The organism is Micromonospora sp. LA-10, assembly GCF_051853095.1.
GTDB classification, from domain to species: domain Bacteria; phylum Actinomycetota; class Actinomycetes; order Mycobacteriales; family Micromonosporaceae; genus Micromonospora; species Micromonospora echinospora_A.
In genome coordinates this window covers 1,513,409-1,529,490 of record NZ_CP195710.1, presented here as the reverse complement: position 1 = coordinate 1,529,490, position 16,082 = coordinate 1,513,409, and the positions used below count along the sequence as shown (strand labels likewise).

General features: G+C 71.9%; 9 protein-coding genes, 3 pseudogenes and 1 riboswitch. Of the genes and pseudogenes, 8 read left to right on the top strand and 4 right to left on the bottom strand.

Going from position 1 to position 16,082, the window contains the following annotated elements; translation table 11 throughout:
* Positions 1–20 precede the first annotated feature (20 nt).
* Positions 21–1,277 (bottom strand): hypothetical protein, encoded by a 1,257-nt coding sequence (locus ACSDG8_RS07100; RefSeq protein WP_210899394.1) that lies wholly within the window; start codon positions 1,275–1,277, stop codon positions 21–23.
* Positions 1,278–1,625: 348 nt separating this feature from the next.
* On the opposite strand from ACSDG8_RS07100, the gene ACSDG8_RS07095 reads away from it, so the two are divergent.
* The 4 genes and pseudogenes from ACSDG8_RS07095 to ACSDG8_RS07080 form a co-directional block, all read left to right on the top strand.
* Positions 1,626–3,683: a DNA topoisomerase IV subunit B gene (locus tag ACSDG8_RS07095; RefSeq protein WP_247679594.1), complete on the top strand. Its 2,058-nt coding sequence runs from the start codon at positions 1,626–1,628 to the stop codon at positions 3,681–3,683.
* Positions 3,684–3,715: 32 nt separating this feature from the next.
* Positions 3,716–4,204, top strand: a pseudogene (locus ACSDG8_RS07090) (DNA gyrase subunit A); the annotation flags it as partial.
* Positions 4,184–4,969: pseudogene (locus ACSDG8_RS07085) on the top strand (LAGLIDADG family homing endonuclease); the annotation flags it as partial. The pseudogenes ACSDG8_RS07090 and ACSDG8_RS07085, both read left to right, overlap by 21 nt.
* A gap of 441 nt (positions 4,970–5,410) precedes the next feature.
* A pseudogene (locus tag ACSDG8_RS07080) lies at positions 5,411–7,492 on the top strand (DNA gyrase subunit A); the annotation flags it as partial.
* 636 nt (positions 7,493–8,128) lie between these two features.
* Here ACSDG8_RS07080 and ACSDG8_RS07075 read toward each other — a convergent pair.
* The 3 genes from ACSDG8_RS07075 to ACSDG8_RS07065 form a co-directional block, all read right to left on the bottom strand.
* Positions 8,129–9,466, bottom strand: a complete 1,338-nt coding sequence (locus ACSDG8_RS07075) for a uracil-xanthine permease family protein (protein ID WP_210899389.1) — start codon at positions 9,464–9,466, stop codon at positions 8,129–8,131.
* 95 nt (positions 9,467–9,561) lie between these two features.
* Positions 9,562–10,173 carry an alpha-ketoglutarate-dependent dioxygenase AlkB gene (locus ACSDG8_RS07070; RefSeq protein WP_210899479.1) on the bottom strand — a complete coding sequence of 204 codons (612 nt, stop codon included), beginning with the start codon at positions 10,171–10,173 and terminating at the stop codon, positions 9,562–9,564.
* A 66-nt stretch (positions 10,174–10,239) separates the two neighbouring features.
* Positions 10,240–11,565, bottom strand: coding sequence for a polysaccharide pyruvyl transferase family protein (locus ACSDG8_RS07065; RefSeq protein ID WP_210899386.1), 1,326 nt, complete (start codon positions 11,563–11,565; stop codon positions 10,240–10,242).
* A gap of 155 nt (positions 11,566–11,720) precedes the next feature.
* Between ACSDG8_RS07065 and ACSDG8_RS07060 the strand changes: the two genes are divergently transcribed.
* The 4 genes from ACSDG8_RS07060 to ACSDG8_RS07045 all read left to right on the top strand — a co-directional run bounded on the left by ACSDG8_RS07060 (position 11,721) and on the right by ACSDG8_RS07045 (position 15,737).
* Positions 11,721–12,938 carry an acyltransferase family protein gene (locus ACSDG8_RS07060; protein WP_210899385.1) on the top strand — a complete coding sequence of 406 codons (1,218 nt, stop codon included), beginning with the start codon at positions 11,721–11,723 and terminating at the stop codon, positions 12,936–12,938.
* Positions 12,939–13,018: 80 nt separating this feature from the next.
* Positions 13,019–13,357, top strand: coding sequence for a hypothetical protein (locus tag ACSDG8_RS07055; protein ID WP_210899383.1), 339 nt, complete (start codon positions 13,019–13,021; stop codon positions 13,355–13,357).
* A 135-nt stretch (positions 13,358–13,492) separates the two neighbouring features.
* Complete coding sequence (locus tag ACSDG8_RS07050; RefSeq protein WP_210899382.1) at positions 13,493–14,257, top strand: hypothetical protein; 765 nt, start codon at positions 13,493–13,495, stop codon at positions 14,255–14,257.
* Positions 14,258–14,557: 300 nt separating this feature from the next.
* A riboswitch (cyclic di-AMP (ydaO/yuaA leader) is annotated at positions 14,558–14,698 on the top strand.
* A 205-nt stretch (positions 14,699–14,903) separates the two neighbouring features.
* Positions 14,904–15,737, top strand: a complete 834-nt coding sequence (locus tag ACSDG8_RS07045) for a C39 family peptidase (protein ID WP_210899380.1) — start codon at positions 14,904–14,906, stop codon at positions 15,735–15,737.
* Positions 15,738–16,082 lie beyond the last annotated feature (345 nt).

Genomic DNA, 16,082 nt, shown 5'->3' with positions numbered 1-16,082 from the left:
GGGACGCCGGCCGACGCTTCTCAGCTCACCCGCACCGTGCCGTCCGTGGCGCGGACGCAGGAGACGGCACGGGCGCCGGTCGCGGCCGCCCCGGCCAGGCACCGGCCGAGCACCTTGTGCCCGGCGGCGTTCGGGTGCCACGACTCCTGGCAGGTCTGGAAGTACGTGCCGCAGGCGTTGGCGATCCGCTGGATGTCGAGCTTGTCGTACCCGGAGAGGCTGGTGACGAACGTGCCGGTCGGGCCGTCCATCAGCCGGATCGGCGTGGCCAGCGCGTTGCCCGGGCTGCCCGTCGACTCGCAGAGCCGGGCCCCGTCGAACGCGCGCTGCACGTTCAGATAGACCAGGTCGTCCTGCGGGAACTCACCGGCGAGCGTGCTCCGCACCGAACTGACCAGCGTGCCGAGCCCCTGTGAGAAACGGTGCCCGGGCGCCAGGCTGGCCCGGTGGATCGGGCAGCCGGCCGCGTACCGCTCGGCGCCGAGCGCGCGGAACTTGTCCCGGGTGTCGTCCCGGCTGTCCTCGGTCCAGTAGCTCTGGTCCAGCTCTGGCGGCAGCGGGTTGGTGTAGTCCTGGAACACCACCCGGTGCCGGCCGTCGGCGTCGATCTCGTCCAGCGTGGTGAGCAGTTGCCGCAGCGCCGTGGTGGTCTCCGCGGTGGCGGCGGCGAACTGCGCGGCCGTGCCGAGGTCGGCGTCCGTGCACGGCTTCTGCTCCACCGGCCCGCCCAGGTACGCCCAGAACTCCCACCAGCCGGTCCAGGCGTCGGCGATGAACCGGTTGGCGCACTTCTCCGCGACGCTGCCGAAGGTGAACGAGCTGTTGTTGGAGCCGAGGCCGACCAGCACCAGGTCGATGTCGTGGGTCCGCGCCACCGACCGGAGCTGGTCGAGCTGGGCGGCCACCTGCCGTCCCTTGGCCCGGCTGGCCGAGGCGCCGGCGATGTCGTACGGCTGCCCGCCCGAGCAGGCCAGGTTGAACCGCGCGGAGATGCCCGGCAGGTCGGCCTGGAACAGCGAGGCGTTGGGCGAGCGGTGGCAGAAGTAGGCGTTGGCGTTGGCGGCGGACCACCCGGGGAAGCCCTGGGCCACCCCGTTGACGTCCACCACCGGCGCGTACGCCCCGGCGCCCTCACCACTGATGAAGCTGTCACCCAGCGCCACCGCGGCGGTGGGCAGCGCGGCGGCGGCCGGCCGGGCGGGCGCCGCCGCGGCGGACAACGCCACAGTGGCGAGCGCCAGCGCCGCCGCGAGCACGGAACGACGGAACACGGACATGCCCGACCTCCCTCGACATCGAAACGTGAAAGATTCTTTGGGGTGGCGATCAGATCACGTGCGTGTGACGGACGTCAATGCCCCGACATCGGGGAACCTTCGTCGGGGAAGACATCCGGCTCACGGGTCGTTGTGCCGCCTGGACGCCCCGTCCGCCCCGCCCGGCCGCCGTACGCGGCGGCGGCGCGGACCCGGACGCGAGGTCCGTCGCGCAACGCACCGCCCCGGTACCGCCGACCTGTCAGGGCATCCGGCTAGGCTCGCTCCGGCGCGCCGCGCCCGGCGATCATCGTGGGGGAGTCACACGGTGAACGGCACCACACCGCCGAGACCTGGGAGTACGACCAGTTGACCGCACAGCCTGAGACCCTCTACGGGGCCGACGACCTGACGCACCTGGAGGGCCTCGACGCCGTCCGCAAGCGCCCCGGCATGTACATCGGCTCGACCGACAGCCGTGGCGTGGGTCACCTCGTCAACGAGATCCTCGACAACTCGACCGACGAGGGTGTCGCGGGTCATGCCACCAAGGTCGACGTGATCCTGCACGCCGACGGCTCGGTCCAGGTCGACGACGACGGCCGGGGCATCCCCACCGACGTGCACGCCAAGTCCGGCATCTCCGGCGTCGAGCTGGTGCTCACCCGCCTGCACGCGGGCGGCAAGTTCGGCGGCTCCGGCTACAAGACCTCCGGCGGCCTGCACGGCGTCGGCGCCTCCGCGGTCAACGCCCTGTCCCGCCGCTTCGACGTCACCGTCCGGCGCGGCGGCAAGATCCACGCCATGTCGTTCCGCCACGGCGTACCGGGCGTCTTCGACGGAGACGGCCCCGACGCGGCGTTCACCCCCGGCCCCGGCCTCCAGATCGTCGGCGCCATGAAGCGCGGCCAGCGCACCGGCACCTCGATCCGCTGGTGGCACGACCCCCGCTACTTCGAGACCGGCGCCGCGCTCGACACCGAGGCGGTCCGGCTCAAGCTGCGTAACACCGCCTTCCTCGTGCCCGGCGTGGCCTACCGGCTGCGCGACGAGACCGGCGAGGAGGCCGTCGAGGAACGCTTCCACTTCCCCGACGGCCTGACCGACATGGTGGAATACCTCGCCCCGGCCGGCGACCGGCCGGTCTCCGGCACGCTGCTGGTCACCGGCGAGGGCACCTACCGGGAGAACGCCGCCGACGCCAACGGCGTCATGCAGTCCAACGTGCAGCGCCGCGCCGAGGTCGAGGTGGCGTTGCGCTGGGGCACCGGCTACGAGCGCACCGTCGAGTGCTTCACCAACACCATCCGCAACGCCCACGGCGGCACCCACCGCAAGGGCTTCGAGCGGGCGCTGGCGCGTACCCTCGCCGACGCCGCCCGCAACACCCGCGGCCTGCTCAAGCCCAAGGAGGACGCGCCCACCCTGGACGACGTCCTGGAGGGCATGACAGCCGTGGTGCACGTGCGCATCCCGGAGCCGCAGTTCACCTCGCAGACCAAGGACGAGCTGTCCACCGCCGGCATCACCAAGGTGCTCCAGGGCCTGGTCGAGGCGCACCTCAAGAGCTGGCTGGACGACCGTCGCACCAAGGCCGAGGCCCGTACGGTGCTCCAGAAGATCGTCGACGCCGCCCGGGTCCGCCTGACCCAGAAGCAGCAGAAGGACGCCGCCCGCCGCAAGACCGCGCTGGAGGGCGCGGCCATGCCGGCCAAGCTGGTCGACTGCCGGGCCACCGGCGTGGAGCGCAGCGAGCTGTTCATCGTGGAGGGCGACAGCGCCCTCGGCACGAGCCGGATGGCCCGCTCCTCGGAATACCAGGCGCTGCTGCCGATCCGCGGCAAGATCCTCAACGTGCAGAAGGCGAACCTCCAGCAGGTGCTGGACAACGCCGAGTGCGCGGCGATCGTGCAGGTGCTCGGCGCCGGCTCGGGCCGCACGTTCGACCTGTCCGCGCTGCGGTACGGCCGGGTGCTCATCATGGCCGACGCGGACGTCGACGGCGCGCACATCCGTACGCTGCTGATCACGCTGTTCGCCCGGTACATGCGGCCGCTGATCGAGGCCGGGCGGCTCTACGCGGCGATGCCGCCCCTGCACAAGATCACCACGAAGGGGCGCAACCCGCAGACCGTCTACACCTACACCCAGGCCGAGATGGAGGCCACGGTCCGCAAGCTGGAGAAGGCCGGCAAGCAGATCGTCACGCCGATCCCGCGCTTCAAGGGTCTCGGCGAGATGGACGCCGACGAGCTGTGGGAGACCACCATGAACCCGGCCACCCGGGCGGTCCGCCGCATCACGCTCGACGACGTCGACGCCGCCGAGCGGATCCTCGAACTGCTCATGGGGGAGAAGGTCGAACCCCGCCGCAACTGGCTGATCGACTCCGCCGACCGGGTCGACCGCGACGCCATCGACGCCTGACCACCGGGTTCGTTTCGGAAGGAAACCGCACCATGGCACGCCGCAAGGACGACCGCGCGAAGGCGGATCTGGCCGCCTTCGACCAGGCCGGCGCCCGGGTCTTCGACAACCCGCTGGTCACCGAGGTCTCGGACTCCTACCTGGAGTACGCGTTCTCGGTCATCCACTCCCGCGCCCTGCCCGACGCGCGCGACGGGCTCAAGCCGGTGCACCGGCGCATCCTCTGGTCGATGCACGAGCAGGGCCACCGGCCGGACCGCGGCCACGTCAAGAGCGCCCGCATCGTCGGCGACGTGATGGGCAAGTACCACCCGCACGGCGACACCGCGATCTACGACGCGATGGTGCGGCTGGCCCAGGACTTCTCGCTCAACGTCCCGCTCATCGACGGGCACGGCAACTTCGGCAGCCCGGACGACGGACCGGCAGCGGCGCGCTACTGCGTCGTGGGTGACACCCGGATCCGCCTGGCGGATGGTAGAAGCCCACGGATCGGTGATGTGGTCGACCTGCCGCCGAACAGCGAGGTGGAGGCCGATTTCGAAGTCCTCGACAAGGACGGCAAAGCGGTTCGCGTCAACAAGGTCTTCAACTCGGGCGTCCACCCGACGCTCCGGATCACGACTGAGACCGGATTCTCCCTCCGTGGTAGTGAGAATCATCTGGTTCTCTGCCTCGAAGCTCCGATGGGCGTCCCTGTCTTCCAGTGGCGTCGGCTCGACGAGGTGACGCCGGGCTCGGTGGTCTGTATCGCGCGGAACGCATGGAACCAGGTCGTCCCCACCGCTCGCGAATACATGCTCGGCGTGCTCGGTGGCGCCTGGGTCTCTGAAGGCTTCGCGAGCGAGTCGCGGGCAGGATTCAGCAATACCGATGAGCATTTCTTCGGCGAGGTCCTGAATGCCTACGACCAGGTCGTGGGTGGACGACGCTACGTCAGCGACCGGCACACGCGCCGAGACCGTCGCCGCATACACGAACTTGACGTCCAGGACGTCGCCGGCGGGATGGAAGCCTTCCGGGCGAGTCCACTCGCCGAGCTCATCGGCCACCAGGCGAGGGACAAGTTCGTGCCGGAGTTCGTCTGGGCAGGGGGGTGGGGCATCAAGCGGGCCTTCCTGATGGCCCTCTTCGAAGGCGACGGCGGAGTCCGCGTCGCCAACAGCAACTTCACCATCCAGTACACCAGCTACAGCGAGCGTCTGACTCGGGAGGTCCAAGAACTGCTCGCGGAGTTCGGCGTGATCGCCTGTCAGCGCCACTACACCCGGCCCAGTGGCTCGGTGGAGCACCGCTTGGTGGTTTCCGGGACGCGAAACATCAGGGCTTTCGCAACTCGTGTCGGCTTCCTCCGTACCAAGCAGGCGGTGCTGGCCAAGATGCTGCGGCATGCGCCGCTGCGCCCGCATCGACCCAGCCAGGACCACGTTCCCTTTGTGGCCGACTACGTGCGCAGCAGCATCGACTTCGATCGTCGGGGCAGCGGACGCAAGTGGCTCACCAGCCACAACTTCGATCGTGTCGAGCGGTGGGAAACCGAACGACTCCGCATCATCGACCGCATCAAGGACACCGAAGTCCTTGCCACGATCCTGCCCGTGATGGATGCGGGCTATCGGTACGAGAAGGTCGTCGCGGTCTCGCCCGACGAGCCGGCGGAGGTCTATTCCGTTCGAGTGGAATCCGCCGACCACTCCTTTCTGGCCGGTGGCTTCGTCAACCACAACACCGAGGCCCGGATGTCCCGGGAGGCGATGCTGCTCACCGGCGAGCTGGGTGAGGACACCGTAGATTTCGAGCCGAACTACGACGGCTCGCTGACCCAGCCCACCGTGCTGCCGGCGGCGTTCCCGAACCTGCTGGTCAACGGCGCATCAGGCATCGCGGTCGGCATGGCCACCAACATGATCCCGCACAACCTCGGCGAGGTGGTCCAGGCCGCCCGCTGGCTGATCAACCACCCGGACGCCACACTCGACAAGCTCATGGAGTTCGTGCCCGGCCCCGACCTGCCGACCGGCGGGCTGCTGCTCGGCCTGGACGAGGTGCGCCGCGCGTACGAGACCGGGCGCGGCGTGGTGCGCATGCGCGGGCGGGTGGAGATCGGCCCGCTGGAGGGCAGCCGCGGCCGGCAGGCCATCACCGTGATCGAGCTGCCGTACGGCGTCGGCGCCGAGAAGGTCATCGCAGCCATCACCAACGAGGTCAACAAGACCAAGCGGCTGACCGGCATCGCCGACGTCAAGGACCTCACCGACCGGGAGAACGGCACCCGCCTGGTGGTGGAGTGCAAGGTCGGGGTGAACCCGCAGGCCCTGCTGGCCGACCTCTACCGGCTCACCCCGCTGGAGCAGTCCTTCGGCGTGAACAACCTGGTGCTCGTCGACGGGCAGCCGCGCACGCTCGGGCTCAAGGAGCTGCTCGACGTGTTCCTGGCCCACCGCTACGAGGTGGTGACCCGGCGCAGCGCGTACCGCAAGCGCAAGCGGGAGGAGCGCCTGCACCTGGTCGACGGCCTGCTGATCGCCCTGCTCGACATCGACCGGGTGGTCAAGCTGATCCGGGCCAGCGAGGACGCCCAGGCCGCCAAGGACGGCCTGATGCGGCGGTTCAAGCTCTCCGAGATCCAGGCCGCCTACATCCTGGACACCCCGCTGCGCCGCCTGACCAAGTACGACCGGCTGGAGCTGGAGGCCGAGCAGGAGAAGCTGCGCGGCGAGATCGCCGAGCTGTCGAAGATCCTGGACGACTCCAAGGTGCTGCGGAAGGTCGTCTCCGACGAGCTGGCCGCCGTGGTCAAGCAGTTCGGCGCGCCGCGGCGCACCACGCTCGTCGACGGTGACCTCAAGGAGGTGCTCGCCGCCTCGGTGCCCGCCGGCCCGCTGGAGGTCGCCGACGACCCGTGCCAGGTGATCCTCTCCGCCACCGGGCTGGTCGCGCGCACCGCGGCCGAGTCGGAGGAGGCCGCCGAGGCGCGCCGGCGCAGCGGCCGGGTCAAGCACGACGCGGTACGCGCGGTGGTGCACTCCACCGCCCGGGGCCGGGTGCTGCTGGTGACCAGCGCCGGTCGCGCCTTCAAGATCGACGTGCTGCCGTTGCCGGTGCTGCCCGAGCAGTCCGGCACTGTGTCGCTGCGCGGCGGCATGTCGGCGGCGGAACTGGCGCCGCTGGAGCCGGGCGAGACAGTCGTCGGGCTGGCCCCGCTGGGGCCGTCCGCGCAGGGGTCGCCCGGGCTGGCGCTCGGTACCCGGGCGGGCGTGGTCAAGGTGTGCGCGCCGGACTGGCCGGTCCGCTCCGACGAGTTCGAGGTGATCTCGTTGCGTGACGGCGACGACGTGATCGGCGCGACCTGGCTGACCGACGGCGCCGAGACACTGGCGTTCGTCTCCTCGGAGGCGTCGCTGCTGCGCTTCGCCGCATCGGTGGTACGCCCGCAGGGGCTCAAGGGTGGCGGCATGGCCGGCATCAACCTGCCCGCCGGGGCGCGGGCGGTGTTCTTCGGCGCGATCCGCACCGACGACGCGGCGCACGGTGAGCCGATGGTGGTCACGTCGACCGGCGCCACTGTGAAGGTGACGCCGTTCAAGGCGTACCCGGCGAAGGGCAGGGCGACCGCCGGCGTGCGCGCGCAGCGGTTCCTCAAGGGTGAGCTGGACCTGTCGGTGGCCTGGATCGGCCCGCGTCCGGTGGGCGCGACCGCGACCGGCGACCCGGTGGACCTGCCCCCGGCCGACCCGCGCCGCGACGGCTCCGGCTTCGCCGTGATGCTCGGCCCAACGGTGGTAGGCCACCACATCGACCGCGACTGACGAGCCAGATGGGGAGCGGGCGGCGGTGGACCGCCCCCTCCCGCCTGCCCGCCCCCGACGCGTTGATCAAGGAGTTTCTCGCGCCCTCTTCAGACCCTAAACTCCTTGATCACCGAGGCGAGCGCGTCAGCGGACCGGGCACCCGGAGCTGCTGACGGGATCCGTGCGCTCGTGTTCCCGGCTACCCTCCTATCGCGCGTTGATCAAGGAGTTAGCGGCCTTTTCGCGCCCTCCGCAGGACCTAAACTCCTTGATCACTGCGCCAGGGCACCCCGGGGGCAGGGCTGCCCTGGGTTGCTGGGAACATTCCGGGCGTTTAGGCAGACCCGCACGGCCCTGCGCGGTCGATCATGAGGTTAGCGGCGACAAAACGGACACCGAATGCCGTCAACCTCATGATCGACGCAGTTGGGCGAGGGCTGGCCCTGGCGGCGAGAGCGTCGCGCCGCTGGGGCACCCGCGCGATCTTGCAGTTCGGGCCTCTGGTGTCCCTCGCACGTGGGCCCGCACGATCGCGCCCCCTGAGCCACGTTGATCATGAAGTTAGCGGGCGCGAATCGGACAATTTGTGCCGCTAACTTCATGATCAACAGGGCGGGGCGGGGCGGGGCCTGGCGGGTCCGAGGGGCGGTGGGGTCAGAGTTCGGGGGCGGGGGACTGGCGGGACTCGGGTGTGGTGCCGCGCAGCCGCGCGATCAGCCGCATGCCGTGGTAGATGATCAGGGCGGCCGCCGTGCCCAACGCGATGCCGTTGAACGACAGGTCACCGGCGGTCAGCGTGTAGTTGGCAGCGCCGACGATCACCGCCACAGCCGCGGTGAACAGGTTGATCGGGTCGTGGAAGTCGACCCGGCTCTCGATCCAGATCCGGGCGCCGAGGATGGCGATCAGGCCGTACAAGGCGGTGGTGGCGCCGCCCAGCACGCCCGCCGGCACGGTCAGGATCAGCGCGCCGAACTTCGGGCAGAGCCCGAGCAGGATCGCCGTGCCGCCGGCCACCCAGTACGCGGCAGTGGAGTAGACGCGCGTCGCCGCCATCACGCCGATGTTCTCCGCGTACGTGGTGGTGCCGGAACCGCCCCCGGAGCCGGCCAGCACCGTGGCGACGCCGTCGCCGAGCAGCGCCCGGCCCATGTCGCGGTCCAGGTTGCGGCCGGTCATCGCGGCGACCGCCTTGACGTGCCCGGCGTTCTCCGCGATCAGCACCAGGATCACCGGGATGACCAGCACGACGGCGCGCGCGTCGAAGCTCGGCGTGTGGAACTCGGGGAAGCCGACCCAGGCGGCCTGCCGCAGCCCGCGTACGGCCTGCTGGTCGAGGTTGCCGGTCAGCGCGGCGAGCACCCAGCCGACCACCACGCCGACGAGGATCGACAGCCGGGCCACGAAGCCGCGGAACAGCACTGTGGTGAGCAGGATCGCGGCGAGGGTGACCACGGCGATCAGCGGCTGCGCCTTGACGCCGGTGCCGGCGCCGCCGCCGTCCCAGGCCACCGGCGCGAGGTTGAGGCCGATCAGCATGACGATCGCGCCGGTGACCACCGGTGGCATCAGCGCGTCGATCCAGCGGGAGCCGGCCACCTGCACGACCACGCCGACGATCGCGAGCGCGACGCCCGCGACCACGATGCCGCCGAGCGCCGCGCCGATGCCGCCGTCGGTCTTCGCCGCCAGCACCGGCGCGATGAACGCGAACGACGAGCCGAGGTACGAGGGCAGCCGGTTGCCGGTGATCAGCAGGAACAGCAGCGTGCCGAGCCCGGAGAAGAGCAGCGTGGTGGCGGGCGGGAAGCCGGTGATCAGCGGGACGGTGAAGGTGGCGCCGAACATGGCGACCACGTGCTGTACGCCCACGCCGACGGTGCGCGGCCAGGAGAGCCGTTCGTCGGGCTGGACCACGTCGCCGGGGCGTACCTGGCGGCCGTCGCCGTGCAGCGTCCACGGGGACCAGCGGGAGGTGGGGGACTGGGTCATCGGTCGCCCTTCGCGTCATCGGGTGACGGGGGCGTGATCGACCCTGGGAGTTGTTTCTAGCACGTGCCCAGCGCAGATGTGGGCCCGGCCCGGGCTCAGGCGACGCCGGTGGGACGGAACTGGACGCTGACGCGGGGGCCGACCGGGCGGGTGGTCTTCGGCACCGCGTGTTCCCAGGTGCGCTGGCAGGAGCCACCCATCACCACGAGGTCGCCGTGGCCGAGCGGGAACCGCAGGCTGCCGCCGCCTCCGCCGCGGGGTCGCAGCAGCAGCGCGCGCGGGGAGCCGAACGAGACGATCGCCACCATGGTGTCGATGTGCGCGGAGCGGCCCAGGGTGTCGCCGTGCCAGGCCACGCTGTCGCGCCCGTCGCGGTAGAGGCACATGCCGGCGGTGACGAACGGCTCGCCCAGCTCGGGCGCGTAGTGCCGGGTGAGCGCGTCGCGGGCCGCGGTGAGCACCGGGTGCGGCAGCGGCCGGCCGGCGGCGTACCAGCAGAGCAGCCGGGGCACGTCGACCTCGGTGTCGTACATGGTGCGGCGCTCGGCCCGCCACGGCACGTCGTTGCGCAGCGTGTCGAGCACCGCGTCGGAGCCCCGCACCCAGCCGGGCAGGTGGTCGACCCAGGCGCCCCGGCTCAGCTCGTGGCGGCGCAGCGCCCCGGCGAGCGGGCCCAGGGTCGGGCCCTGCTCGGCGAGGTCGAGCATCGAGGGCTGGTACGCGACGTCGGGCACGCCGCCGATCGTACCCTGTTTAGAACATGCGTACGACGATCAGCGCCGCAGCATCCGGCGGACCTTGCCCGGGACGGCCTGCTTGATCCGCTCGCGCAGCTGCTGCGAACGCAGCGCGTCGATGGTCTCGGTGAGCTTGGCGTTCTCGTCGCGCAGCCGCTCGATGCGGGTCAGCAGTTCGGCCGGCGGGGTGGCGGCGGCGGGCCGGACGGCCGGCGGGAACACCGTCTCGTCGACCCGCCGGTCGAAGCGGGCGGCGCTTTCCTCGTCGTCGAACGAGATGCCGAGGTCGTGCTTGCGCAGGAACGCGGTGATGGTCTCGTAGCGGGCCTTGTGGCCGTCGGTGAGTGCTGTGTAGTCGGCCTCCGCGTAGAGGTCGGCGGCGTCGACGTCGGCCGGCACGTCGCGCATGATCCGGTGCGGGATGTCGAAGTAGCGAGCCAGTTCCAGGGTGCGCGAGTCGTGCGCGAACAGGTAGCCGGGCGTGCCGGCGGCCAGCGCGGTGATGGTGCCGTGGATGCGGGTGCCGAACGCGAAGTCGTACTCGGACAGGTGTGACATCCAGGTCCACGGGTCGACGAACATGCGCACCTTGTCCTCGACGAACAGCGGGTGCGAGGTGTGCAGCGGGATGTCGCTGCTCTGGCCCCGGTGCTCGGGCGCGTCGCCGTAGAGCAGGGTGCCGAGGGTCCGCAGGTCCTGCGGCACGTAGCACAGGTTCGGGTAGCGCTCGTGGTGGTGGCGGACCACCGAGGCCATCGAGCGGACGTACGGCGAGATGGTGAGCGCCACCTTCGACTCGGCGGTCAGCTCCGGCTGCTTCTTCTGCAGCGGGAACGTGTCGCCGTGCAGGAACATCGACGGGCAGCCGATCTGCTCCACGTCGGAAAAGCCCAGCGTGTTGAGGTAGCTCTCGGTCACCTCGCCGCGTACGCCGATGCTGTGCGACCGGTCCAGCACTGCCTTGCAGAACGCGCGCACCGGCTCGTCGATCGGCCGCAGGTACTCGCGGTCGCCGTCGACGTTGGTCTGCACGCCGACGCCGAGCACCACCACCGGGATCTTCAGCCGTTCGATCAGCCGGGTCAGCGGAGTGAGGCGGTGCATGAAGCTGCGGCGGAAGGCGTTCGCCAGCGGTACGACGAACACGTCGTACCGCTCGTTGATCTCGTCGGCGAGGCGCGGATCGGCCGGGGTGCGGGTCGGTGTGATCTCCGCCGTGGAGGTGGCCAGCAGCTTGTGCGCGGCGTGGCTGAAGACCAGGTTTCCGCTGTTGTCCCCGATCCAGTTGCCGGCGAACGTCTCCTCCGGCGTGAGGACGTCGAACGGGCCCTTGCGGGCGCGGAGCAGGATCCGCTGGTGCATCCGGTTCGCTCACCTTCCGTACGGCACGGCGTGCCGCGGGCGCCGGTCGGGCGCTCGCGCGTGCAGGAACGGAAATCCTATCCGCCGCCGTGCGGGGACCGATCGGCCGTCGGCTCGCCGGGAACGTCCCGGTACTCCGGGGTAGGGTGCCCGGAATGACCAGCGCGCCCACCGTCACCCGTGCCCCGCGGCTGCCGTCGCTGACCGGATTGCGGTGGATCGCCGCGCTGCTGGTCTTCGGTTTCCACGCCGGGACCATGGGGATCGTCGCCGAGCCGCACCTCAAGACCGTGGTGGACAAGGCGTTCAGCCTCGGCCTGTCCGGCGTCGAGTTCTTCTTCATCCTCAGCGGGTTCGTGCTGGTCTGGTCGTACCGCGACGGGGAGCGGGCGTGGACGTTCCTGCGCCGCCGGCTCGCCAAGATCTACCCCAACCACGTGGTGACGTTCGTGGCGGCGCTGGCGGTGGCGGCGTGGTTCGCCGACCCGGTCCTGCCGTGGGCGGCGATCGGCAACTTCTTCCTGGTCCAGGCGTGGATCCCGCTGAACGGCTACTTCTACAGCGTCAACAACGTGAGCTGGTCGCTCTCCTGCGAGCTGGCCTTCTACCTGTGCCTGCCGCTGGTGGTGCCGCGGCTGCGCCGGGCCCGTACCGGGGTGCTCCGGGCCGTGCTGGTCGCGGCGCCGCTGCTCATCCTGGCGCTGTGGCCGGGCCAGGAGCTGGTCCCGGAGGAGCAGCGGTGGTGGTTCACCCAGATCTTCCCGGTGACCCGGTCGCTGGAGTTCTGGATGGGCGTGGCCGCCGCCGAGCTGATGCGCCGCCACCGCTGGCGCGGACCGAACCTCGCCGTCGCCACCGGCATCTTCGTCACCACCTGGGTGGTCGCCGCGCTGTGGATCCCGGCCGAGTTCTGGGCGGCGCTGCTCGCCGTGGCGTACCTGCTGGTCATCGCCGCGGCGGCGGACGCCGACGTGCGCGGCCGGCCCACCCCCTGGCGGTCCCGGCCGATGATCTGGCTCGGTGAGGTGTCGTTCGCCTTCTACCTGGTGCACGTGCTGGTCATGGTCACCGTGCTGCGGCTGACCGGGGACTGGGGCACCGGCCTGCCCGGCTGGCAGGGGCCGCTCGCGGTACTCGGCTTCCTGCTGCTCACGCTCGCGCTCGCCGCCGCGCTGCACCGCTGGGTGGAGCTGCCGATGATGCGCCTGCTCGGTCCGTCCCGCCGGTCCCGCGCGGCGTCGCGCGCACCGGCCGTGCCGGCTCCGCGCGGGCCCGCCGAGGGTGCGGGAACCCCGGCCTCCGACGGCGTCGCGCCGTCCGTCGGCGGTCCGGCCGAGGACATCGAGTACGCCGGGCGGCGTCGCCCGGACTGACACGCGCCCCGGTCGGCCGGTCGATCCGCGACACGCCGTGCGACGGTGCGTCAGTGGGGGATCGGCGGTAATTTGTACCCGTGCTTCCGATCGCGCTCACCTGCCCCATTTGGTGGGTGGCGCGCTGGACCGCCCGGATGCTGGCCAGTCTCGCCGTGGTCGTCGCCTGCTCGTTCGGCGCGGCCACGCTGCCGGCCGGCGCCGCCCCGGCCGCCCCGGCCGTGGTCGCCGGTCCGGCGTACGCGAGCACGCCGGCCGCCGCCCAGCGACCGGAACACGACCGCGCCGCCGAACGGCAGGCTCGTCCCGTCGGCGCGCCCGCCCCACGGGCGACCGACACGCTCCCGGCCGGCCCCCAGCCGGTCCCGGCCGGCCGGATCACCGCGCCGGTCGGCCTGCGGGCCCCGCCCGCCCGCTGATCCGCCCACGGGCGCTCGCCCGTCACCGCACCCACCGAACGTCATCCCGCACCCGCCCCTCGACGGCCCGGCGCACCCGCGCCCCGCCCGGCCGTGCGGAGTCTCCCGCCAGGTTCTTCCCGTGAGGTGCCGACCATGTCGCAGACCGTTCTCTACCACTTCCTCACCGCGGTCCCCGAGGCCGCCGCCATCTGGTCCTTCCTGATGCTGCTCGCGTTCGGCCTGCTCGCCGTGCTGGTGGCCCGGCCCGAGCGGGACGGCGCCGCCGAGGCCGCCGCCGAGCCGGTGGACGCGGACGCCGCGCGCCGCGACGACCTCGTCCGGTACGCCGACGAGGTGGCGGTCGCCGCCGCCGGCGCCGCCCAGACGGCCCGTCGCCGCCGGGAGCGGTGGCTGGCCGCGCAGGACGAGGCGGAACGGGCCTGGACCGCGTACGACGAGGCGGACACCGCCGCGCGCCGCCTGGCCGGGGCCGCCGCGCTGGCCGCCCCGCGCACCCCGCGAACCCCGGCGGAGTACGCGGCCCGGGAGCGCTGGCTGCACCACGCCGCCATGACGGCGCACTGGCGTGGCGACCTGTCCGCCCGCCAGCTCGCCGACGTGCTGGCGCGCCGCAACGGGTGGGACCCGCGCCGGCACCCCGCCGAGCAGGAGATCGTGCTGGCCCGCACCGTCCGGGACCGGCGCCGGGCCGGGTGGGAGAGCGCCGCCGAGCGGGAGCGACTGGCCTGGCGGGACGCCGAACTGGCCGCCGAGGCCGCCCGGGCGCTCGCCGCCGAGGCGTACGCGGCCACCCTGGCGTTGCGGCCCGCTACGGTGTCCCGCGGCGCGGCGACGACGCCCCTGCCGGTCGGCGCGGCCGTCCGCAACGCCCGTTGGCGTCCGGCCCGGGTCGGCTGAGGCGACCGAATTGTTACCGGGAATGTGGTGACCCGGCCCACCCGGTGCGTGGAAACGGGCGTCCGGCGCGGAACAGGGCAGCGGAGCGCGCAATTGCCGGTCGCCGGCTCGCCGTCTGTCCCCTTATCCGCCGCCAGGTCACATCACCACCGCTTGTCCCATTGAGCGAAGTGAGTAACCGGGTGTTCCGAAATCCGTTACCGAAGATCACGTTTACGCAGGTGGGAGCGCTTGGCAGGGGCAGTACCCGCCGGTAGTGTCGGCGCGTCCGGTGCGGTAACCGATCGCAGAATGCGACGCCGCGCCGACCCGCCTAATCGTGTCATCACGAACCGGGGAACCATGAGCACCATCGGGGTGAATCCGCGGCCACTGCCGCGGTAGGGCGTACTTCCCGCCCGAATCCGTCAGCTAACCCGGTCGGCGGCCACGGAAGGAGTCCCATCCTCGTGCCCACCCCTCGATCGTCCCCCCGCCTCCACGGCTCCGCGGTACCCGCGCTCGCCTGACGCGACCGGCACACCGCCCCTGGGCGCCCGGCATCGCGGGCGTACCCGTTCCCCCGGCCCATCCGGCCCTGCAGCACGTGTGGACACCCCGCGTGCCGGGCCGGCGTGTGCCGACACGCCCCCCGTGGAGGATTTTCGTGAAGCACCACCTGAAGCGTCAGCTGCGCCGGATCGCCACCGAACGCCCGTACCAGATCATCGCCGGATCGGCCGCGGCGCTCGTGCTGGCCGCCGGCGCCGGCACCGCCCTCGCCGCCGGTGAGGACGCCCCGGTCCGCCAGGAGAACACCGCCTCGGTCGCCGAACTCGACGCACGGCTCGGCGAGCCCGCCAGCCGGGGCGAGGCGCGCATCGTCGTCCCGCCGGCCTCGCCGAGCGCCGAGCCCAGCGCGTCGCCCAGCGCCTCCCGGTCGGCGAAGAAGGCCGCGCCGGACCCGGACGTCACCAAGGCCGCGCCGAAGCCGCCGTCCAGCAAGTCGCTCGACTACGACTACCAGGCGCAGATCAACTACTACTACTGCGGCCCGGCTGCCGTGCGCAACGCGCTCAGCGCCACCGGCATCGAGCGCAGTCAGGACGCGCTGGCCGGTCCCCTCGGCACCACCGAGATGGGCACCAACTCGGCCGAGGACACCACGCGCGTGCTCAACCAGCAGGTCAAGGGCAACCCGTACCGGACCCGGATGATTCCCGGCTCGGCCAGCCCGGCCCAGATGGACCGGCTCCAGGCCGACGTGGTCGAGGCGATCAGCAACGGCCGGGCGGTCGTCGCGAACGTCGCCGGCACCGCCACCGACACCAACGGCGGCTGGCACTCGTTCCCCGGCGGCCACTACGTCGCGGTGATCGGTTACAAGGACGACGGCCGGACCGTGCGGATCGCCGACTCGGCCGACCCGTCGCTGCCGTCGTACTGGCTCACCACCATCGACCTGGCCCACTGGATCGCCAGCCGTGGCTACTCCGCCTGACCAACCAGCACCAACCGAAGGCCGGCGCCCCTCCCGGGGGTGCCGGCCTTCTCCGTCCCGCCCGCGCCGCGCCCGTCCCCGCCGCGGCTCTCACGCGGCCTCGGCGCACCCCTCAGGCGGCGTTGGCGCGGCTCTCACGCGGCCCCGGCGCGCCGATCTTGGACTTGTGGCGCCTGGTATGCCCGGCTCACCCGCTATGGGAGGCACCACAACTCCAAGATCGACGGTGAGAGGGCGGGAAGTGCAAGATCGACGGGCGAGGGCGAGGGCGAGGGCGAGGGCGAGGGCGAGGGCGAGGGCGAGGGCGAGGGCGAGGGCGAGGGCGAGGGCGAGGGCGAGGGCGAG

Coding starts and splice junctions, on each gene's coding strand:
- ACSDG8_RS07060 (WP_210899385.1), top strand. CDS start 11,721: ATGACCAGCGCGCCCACCGTCACCCGTGCCCCGCGGCTGCCGTCGCTG.
- ACSDG8_RS07100 (WP_210899394.1), bottom strand. CDS start 1,277: ATGTCCGTGTTCCGTCGTTCCGTGCTCGCGGCGGCGCTGGCGCTCGCC.
- ACSDG8_RS07075 (WP_210899389.1), bottom strand. CDS start 9,466: ATGACCCAGTCCCCCACCTCCCGCTGGTCCCCGTGGACGCTGCACGGC.
- ACSDG8_RS07050 (WP_210899382.1), top strand. CDS start 13,493: ATGTCGCAGACCGTTCTCTACCACTTCCTCACCGCGGTCCCCGAGGCC.
- ACSDG8_RS07065 (WP_210899386.1), bottom strand. CDS start 11,565: ATGCACCAGCGGATCCTGCTCCGCGCCCGCAAGGGCCCGTTCGACGTC.
- ACSDG8_RS07070 (WP_210899479.1), bottom strand. CDS start 10,173: ATGCTCGACCTCGCCGAGCAGGGCCCGACCCTGGGCCCGCTCGCCGGG.